Annotated in this window: 7 protein-coding genes and 1 pseudogene; 1 reads left to right on the plus strand and 7 read right to left on the minus strand. The window is 72.9% G+C overall.

Annotation, left to right across the window (positions count from 1 at the left end):
* The 7 genes and pseudogenes from VFZ20_RS10480 to VFZ20_RS10510 form a co-directional block, all read right to left on the minus strand.
* Positions 1-225 (minus strand): annotated as a pseudogene (locus VFZ20_RS10480) (hypothetical protein); the annotation flags it as partial.
* 4 nt (positions 226-229) lie between these two features.
* Entirely contained in the window at positions 230-646 is a 417-nt protein-coding gene (locus VFZ20_RS10485) for a biopolymer transporter ExbD (protein WP_329683819.1), read from the minus strand.
* Positions 646-1,350 carry a MotA/TolQ/ExbB proton channel family protein gene (locus VFZ20_RS10490; protein WP_329683820.1) on the minus strand — a complete coding sequence of 235 codons (705 nt, stop codon included), beginning with the start codon at positions 1,348-1,350 and terminating at the stop codon, positions 646-648. The genes VFZ20_RS10485 and VFZ20_RS10490 overlap by 1 nt, the downstream gene beginning before the upstream one ends.
* A 28-nt stretch (positions 1,351-1,378) precedes the next feature.
* Positions 1,379-2,677, minus strand: a complete 1,299-nt coding sequence (hemA, locus tag VFZ20_RS10495; RefSeq protein WP_329683821.1) for a glutamyl-tRNA reductase — start codon at positions 2,675-2,677, stop codon at positions 1,379-1,381.
* Positions 2,659-3,300, minus strand: a complete 642-nt coding sequence (locus VFZ20_RS10500; protein WP_329683822.1) for a bifunctional precorrin-2 dehydrogenase/sirohydrochlorin ferrochelatase — start codon at positions 3,298-3,300, stop codon at positions 2,659-2,661. Before VFZ20_RS10500 ends, hemA begins: the two co-directional genes overlap by 19 nt.
* Positions 3,297-4,121, minus strand: coding sequence for a cytochrome c biogenesis protein CcsA (gene ccsA / locus VFZ20_RS10505; protein ID WP_329683823.1), 825 nt, complete (start codon positions 4,119-4,121; stop codon positions 3,297-3,299). Before ccsA ends, VFZ20_RS10500 begins: the two co-directional genes overlap by 4 nt.
* A gap of 106 nt (positions 4,122-4,227) precedes the next feature.
* Entirely contained in the window at positions 4,228-5,244 is a 1,017-nt protein-coding gene (locus tag VFZ20_RS10510; protein ID WP_329683824.1) for a LysM domain-containing protein, read from the minus strand.
* A gap of 408 nt (positions 5,245-5,652) precedes the next feature.
* On the opposite strand from VFZ20_RS10510, the gene VFZ20_RS10515 reads away from it, so the two are divergent.
* The gene (locus VFZ20_RS10515) at positions 5,653-6,816 is read left to right on the plus strand and encodes a cystathionine gamma-synthase (protein WP_329683825.1); all 1,164 of its coding nucleotides are present in this window, start codon (positions 5,653-5,655) and stop codon (positions 6,814-6,816) included.
* Positions 6,817-7,029 lie beyond the last annotated feature (213 nt).

A 7,029-nucleotide genomic window follows, 5' to 3' on the forward strand; every position in this document is an offset into this window, starting at 1 on the left:
CGGCTGCGCGGCGGGGCCGGGCTCCTGGTTGGCGCGCGCCTCCGTCATCGGCGGGCCCAGCACGTTGGGCGGCGGCGAGACGATGTCGACGGCGTAGACCTTTTCCGTGGGCCGCTTCTCCGGCTCCGTGGGCTTTACGAAGGCGAGCGCGCCCACGACGGCGCCGTGCATCAGCAGCGACACCACCACGGGTCCGGGCTTCCACTGTCCTTCGCGCCGGCTCATGGGCTCAGCTCCCGGATTGGTCGTCCTCGGCGATCAGCCCCACGCTGGCCACGTCCGCGGCCTTCATGGCGCCCAGCACGCGGACCACGTTTCCGTACGGCACCCCCTCGTCCGCCCGCAGGTAGACGTTGCTGGCGCCCTTTTCCTTCACCAGCTGCGGGAACATGGCGCTGAACTGCGCCCACTCCACCCGCGCCGTCCCCACGTAGATCTGCCCGCCCCGGTCGATCGAAACGACGAGCCCGTCGGCGGACGGCACGGACTCCGTGCGGGCGCGCGGCACCTTGACCTCCACCCCGCCCTGCATCATGGGCGCGGTGATCATGAAGATCACCAGCAGCGTGAGCACCACGTCCACCAGCGAGGTGACGTTGATCTCGGCGCTGTAGCCCAGCTCGGCGCGGTTGCGGCGGCGCGGCATCAGATGCGCCCTTCGCGGGCCAGCGCGCCGATGAGCTCGCTGCTGATGCCCTCCAGCTCGCCCGTGAAGCGGTTGAGCTTGCCCAGCAGGTAGTTGTACGCCATGGCGGCCGGGATGGCCACCACCAGCCCGCCCGCCGTGGCCACCAGCGCCTCGGCGATGCCCGGCGCCACCACGGTGATGCTGCTGGACCCGGCGGCCGCCACGCCAAGGAACGAGTTCATCACGCCCAGCACGGTGCCCAGAAGACCGAGCAGGGGCCCCGCCGTGGCGATGATGGCCAGCCAGCTCAGCCCGCGGGCCAGGTCGTCACGCTCCTCGCCCTCCTCCTTCTCCAGCACGATGCGCAGCACCTCCAGCTGCGCCGGCGACAGGCCGCGCACGTCGGAGCCGGCCCGCGCGGCGCCCGGCCGCAGCTCGCCAAAGAAGCCCATCCCCCGCTTGAACAGGCGGGTGAACGGGCTGTCGTGCAGGCCGCGCACCCAGGCGTACGCCTCGTCCAGCCGCTCCGCCGCCTGCACGCGGTCCAGGAACACGTCGGCCTCGCGGTGCATCCGCCGGAACTGCACCAGCTTCCACACGATGATGGACCACGAGCCGATGGACATGATGGCCAGCACCGCCATGATGATCTTGGTGCTGGCCGTGCCCTCGGCCACCATCCGCCAGGCAGAGGCGAACTCGTTTCCGCTGTGCTGCAGCATCACGTCCGGGAACGTCGGGGAGAGTGAGTCAGTCGGCGCCGGGCTCGTGCGGCCCCGCGTCCAGCTCGAAGAGGTAGCGCACGGTGTCCAGCACGCCCGTGCCGCGCCCGTTGCCGGCCGCCTGGCGCAGGCGGGCCGTGGGCGCGTGCAGGACCTTGTTCACCAGCGCCCGGGTGAGGGCGTCGATGGCCAGCTGGTCCTCGGGCGAAAGGTGCGACAGGCTGCGCAGCGCCCGCTCCACCTCCGCCTGCCGCAGCGCCTCGCCGCGGTCGCGCAGGGCGCGGATGGTGGGCACCACGGCCAGGCTGCTGTACCACGCCCAGAAGTCGTCCACGCCGCCCAGGACGATGGACTCGGCCGCGGGCAGCTGCGCGCGGCGGCGGCCCAGGTTGGCGTCCACGATCCCCTGCAGGTCGTCGACGTTGTACAGGAACACGTTCTCCACGTCGCCCACGGCCGCCTCGACGTCGCGCGGGATGGCGATGTCGATGATGCACAGGGGCCGGCGCGGGCCGCTAGGCAGGGCGCTCCGCAGGCGGTCCACCGTCAGCACGGGATGGGGGGCGGCCGTGGAGCAGATGACGATGTCCACCTCCGGCAGCGCCCGTCCGAACTCCTCCCAGTGGATGGCCTCGCCGCCCAGCCGCTCCGCCAGCTCGCGGGCGCGCTCGTACGTGCGGTTGGCCACGATGGCCGTGCGCACGCCCTCGGCGCGCAGGCACTCCATCGTCACCTCGCTCATCTCCCCCGCGCCCAGCACCAGCGCGCGGCGGCCCTTGAGCGAGCCAAAGATCTTCTTCGTCAGGTCCACGGCCACGGACGAGACGGACGCGGCGCCGATGCCCAGCCCCGTGTCGCTGCGCACCCGCCCGCCGATGCTGAACGCCGTCTGGAACAGGCGGTGGAGGGCCTGGCCCACCACGGGCCCGTCGTCCGACGCCACCTCGCGGGCCGTGGCGTACGCCTCCTTGACCTGCCCCTGGATCTGCGGCTCGCCCAGGATCATGCTGTCCAGGCCGGACGACACGCGGAACAGGTGCTCCGCCGCCTGCCGGTCGCGGTGCACGTAGAAGTAGCGCGCGGCCTCGTTGCCCTCGGCCCCGATGCGGGCGGAAAGCAGGGCGCGCGCGTGCTCCACCCCGTCCGACCCGTCGGGGAGGGCGAGGTACACCTCGGTGCGGTTGCAGGTGGACAGGATCACCGCCTCCGACCCGTCCGCCGACAGCTCCACCAGCGCGCCCGGGATCTCGGTCCGCCCAAAGGCGAACCGCTCCCGGAGCTCGATGGGCGCCGTGCGGTGGCTTGCTCCTACGACTGCGAGAGGCATCGGCGGATGGCCTGCTCCACGTCCTCGTCCCGTCCCGCGACCGCCAGGTCCAGGAATTCGGGGGTGATCAGGTCGAACCAGAAGGCGCGCCGCCGGCCCTCGTCGCCGGCCCAGCGCGCCTGCACCTCGTCGCGCACGTCCGCCAGCCGGCGCGCCGCGCGTCCCAGCCCGGGCGTGGCCAGCGTGGCCTCCAGCCGCTCGCGGACGCGCCGCGCCAGCAGCGGCGACGCGCCGCCCGTGCTCAGGGCGAACACCACGTCGTCGCGGCGCAGGTGCGAGGGCACGTGAAAGTCCGACTCGCCGCCCTCGTCCGCGCGCGACACCAGGGCGCCGCCCGCGCGGCCGTCGTCCGCGATCCACTGGTTCACGTCCGGCCGGTCCGTGGCCGCGAACACCAGGCGAAAGGACGACGCGTCGCCCGTGCGGTACGGCCGCGGCTGCCACACGAGCCCCGCGTCCGCGATCATCCGCCGCAGGTCATCGGTCACCTCGGGCGCCACGACCTCCGGCCGGCCGCCGGCTTCCACCAGCCCGGCCACCTTGCGCGTGGCCACGGCCCCGCCGCCGACCACCAGCACGCGCAGGCGGCGCACGTCCATCATCACGGGGTACGCGGCGCTCACAGGAACCCGGCTCCCCGCGCCTCGCCGGCGCGCAGCAGCACGTACGCCGCCACGACGACGGCAAAGCCCACGACGGAGACCAGCGCCGCGCGGCGCGCGTCCGGGGCGCCGCGGCCCGCGCGGGCGGCCAGGGCCGCCACGAACACGAACCAGGTGATTACCCCCCACACGACTTTGGGGTTTCCCGGCCGCATGGACGGCCCGAACCGCTCCGACCACGCCCAGCCCAGCAGCAGCGCCACGGTCAGGCACGGCAGCCCCACGAGCAGCGCCCGCCGCCCGATGCGGTCCAGCGTGTCCAGGGGGGGAAAGAAGCGGAACACGGCCCCAAAGCGCTTGCCCTTGAGCTGGCGAAACTGCAGCAGGTACATGAGCCCCGCCGCGAACGCCACCGTGAGCCCCGCGTACCCCGCCATGGCCAGGACCACGTGGAGCACGAACCAGGGCCCGCGGAAGACCAGCTCCTGCGCCAGGGGCGTGGGCCGGAATCCCGCCACCTCCGCCACGGCGGCCAGGGCCGCCGCCACGGGGACCAGGACCAGCCCCAGCGGCCCCGTGCGCCCCAGCGTGGCCAGCAGCAGCGAGCCAACGGCGACGAGCAGGGCCAGCACGGAGAGCGACGGGCCCAGCCCCACCAGCGGCCACTCGCCGAAGTCCGCCCGGAAGGTGGCCAGGGCGCCGGCGTGCGCGGCCACGGCCGCGGCCAGGCACGCCGTGGCCGCCGCGGGCAGCCGGCGCGCGCTGCGGGCCAGCGACACGCCCAGCAGCGCGGCGGCCAGCGCGTAGCCCGCCAGGGCCACCCAGTGCAGCGTGGCGCTCACGGGCGGCCCCGTCCGTCCGGACGCGGGAACACCGGAAGCAGCAACGCCCTTCCCGGGGGAAGGGCGCCGCCGGCACCACGGGGACTGCCCGCCGCGGCGCGCACCGTCACGGCATCCGCGCCACGCGGCGCACCGCCTGGCCCACGGCAATCCGGGGCTGCTCCAGCTCCATCACCCGGACGGACGCGGTGCCCTCCGTCACCCGCACCACCTGCATGCGCGCCACGGTAAGCTCGGGGCGCGTGCCCCAGCGGCGGCCCGTGGGCGGCTCGTACGCCTCGAACTCGTCGCCCACGGCCACGCCCGCGTTGCGGCCGATGTCCAGGAACAGGATGCTCTCCGTGCGCTGCAGGGGCCGCGCCTCCTGGAACGCCAGGATCTTGCCCTGCAGGTCGGCGCTCACGGGCCGCGCGCGCGTCGTGCCGCGGATGGGGAACGCCTCCACGGGGATCACCACGTCGCCCACCGCCACGCGGTCGTACATCCCCACGACCACCACGGTGGCCGTCTCGCCGTCCAGCGCCGCCACCGTGCCCACGCCCGTGGGCTGGTACATGCGGCGGCGGCGGTCGATGCGGCGCTCCTCGCGAAGAAAGTGCAGCCGGTCGCCCACCCGCACGGCCGACGGGTCCACCCGCACGTACAGCCGGTCGTACAGGTTCACCTGCATGGGCATGCGGTTGTCCACGACGGACTGGAACTCCTGCTCCATGAACCGGCCCACCAGCGGCACCTCGCCCTCCGCCGCGACGAACGACGCGCGGTAGAAGTCGCCCTGCAGCACGGCCGGCTGCACCGCGCGCTCGGCAAAGCGGACGCGGGGGCCTTCGTCGGCCGGGCCCTGCACCTGGGCGAACTCGCCCTCGGACACGGGGCCGGCCTGGCCGGGCAGCACCAGCCGCTCCGACGGGTAGATGCGGGCCGGGTCCTCCACCACGTCCGCGTTGAGCCGAAAGATCTCCGGCCACAGGAACGGGTCGTTGAGGTAGTTGCGGGCAATGTCCCACAGCGTCTCGCCGGGCCGCACGACGTGGACGCGCTCCTGCGAGGGCGCGTCCTGGGCGGCGAGCGGCGCGGCCGCCAGCAGGGCGGCGGCGGCAACGACGGGTGCGGTTGTTCTCACGAGACCCCGAGAGCGGTAGCGTGCGGGCGTGGAATTCACCGGGCGATCGCTGAGGGAAAAGGGCGCCCCGCGTACGTCACGGGCGGCCCGCTGCAGCCCTAGGATAAGCTGCGCCCCCACCGATCCGCAAGGCGAATCGCGGGAAATTGGTCGATTGGCCATCCCCGGCGCCGCCAGTCCCGTGCCGCACCCGGCGCGCGGCACATCCCCAGCAACGGCGCGGGATTCCGCAGATCCGCCGCAGTTCGTCGCCACTGATACGGGAGCAGGACGGGAAAACTTTGCCGGAGCTGAACCATCGTTCCGGCCCGGGCGACGTTGCTCGCGCCGCGCGCGCATGGCTATCTTGCCGCCCGCCGCCCGCCGGGCCGCGCGCACGACCGACCCATCGGACCTGACCATACGCTGATGAAGAACCCCAACGATACCGCCGGGCTGGGCCTGGGCACGCTGGCCGTGCACGCCGGCCAGTCTCCGGAGCCCGTGACGGGCGCCATCATGCCGCCGGTGTTCCAGACCAGCACCTACGTGCAGCCCGAGCTGGGCCGCCACCTGGGCTACGAGTACGCCCGCACGCACAATCCCACGCGCGAGGCGTACGAGCGCAACGTGGCCGCGCTGGAGAACGGTTCGCACGGCATCGCGTTCGCCTCGGGGCTGGCCGCCACCGACACCATGATCAAGCTGCTGAGCGCGGGCGACCACGTGATCTGCGGCGAGGGCGTGTACGGCGGCACCTACCGGCTCTTCAAGCAGGTCATCGAGCGGATGGGCATCGAGTTCAGCTTCGTGGACAGCGGGGCGGACGCCATCCGCGCGGCCGTCAAGCCCAACACGCGCCTCATCCACATCGAGACGCCCACCAACCCCATGATGCGGCTGACGGACATCGCCGCCGCGGCGCAGGTGGCCAGGGAGGCGGGCGCCCTGCTGAGCGTGGACAACACGTTCGCCTCGCCGTACAACCAGCGCCCGCTGGAGCTGGGCGCCGACATCGTCATCCACTCGGTGACCAAGTACGTCAACGGCCACAGCGACATGGTGGGCGGGATGATCATCGTGCGCGACAGCGAGCTGCACGACCGCCTGCGCTTTCTGCAGAACGCCGCCGGCGGCATCCCCGGCCCGTGGGACTGCTGGCTGGCCCTGCGCGGCACCAAGACGCTGCACCTGCGCATGGCCGCCCACAACGCCAACGGCCAGCGCATCGCCGAGTGGCTGGAGGCGCAGCCCAAGGTGGAGAAGGTGTACTACCCCGGCCTGGCGTCGCACCCCCAGCACGAGCTGGCAAAGACGCAGATGCGCGGATTCACGGGGATGATCTCCATCGAGCTGGGCTCGCTGGAAAAGGCGGGGCGGTTCGCCAACAGCACGCGCCTGTTCTCGCTGGCGGAGTCGCTGGGCGGCGTGGAGAGCCTGATCGGGCACCCGGCCATGATGACGCACGCGTCCATCCCCCGCGACCGCCGCTACGCCATGGGCCTCACGGACGGCCTGGTGCGCCTGTCCTGCGGCGTGGAGGACGTCGAGGACCTCATCGCCGACCTGGAGCAGGCCCTGGCGAACGTCTGACGTCGCGCCTTCTGCCGAACAGGCGTCGAACCGCTCCGGTCCCCTGGGCCGGAGCGGTTCCGCGTTCATGCTGAATCCGCGTGAACACAGCGCACCGGAGTTGATTTCCTGAGGGAGGGCCCCCACGGAACTCGCCCGTTCACGAGACTACGGGCGCGACTGAAGGATCTCCTCAGCGGGGCAGGGACGTTGCCGCCGGACTCGGTCCTTGCC

It is taken from the genome of Longimicrobium sp. (assembly GCF_036280135.1).
GTDB lineage: Bacteria > Gemmatimonadota > Gemmatimonadetes > Longimicrobiales > Longimicrobiaceae > Longimicrobium.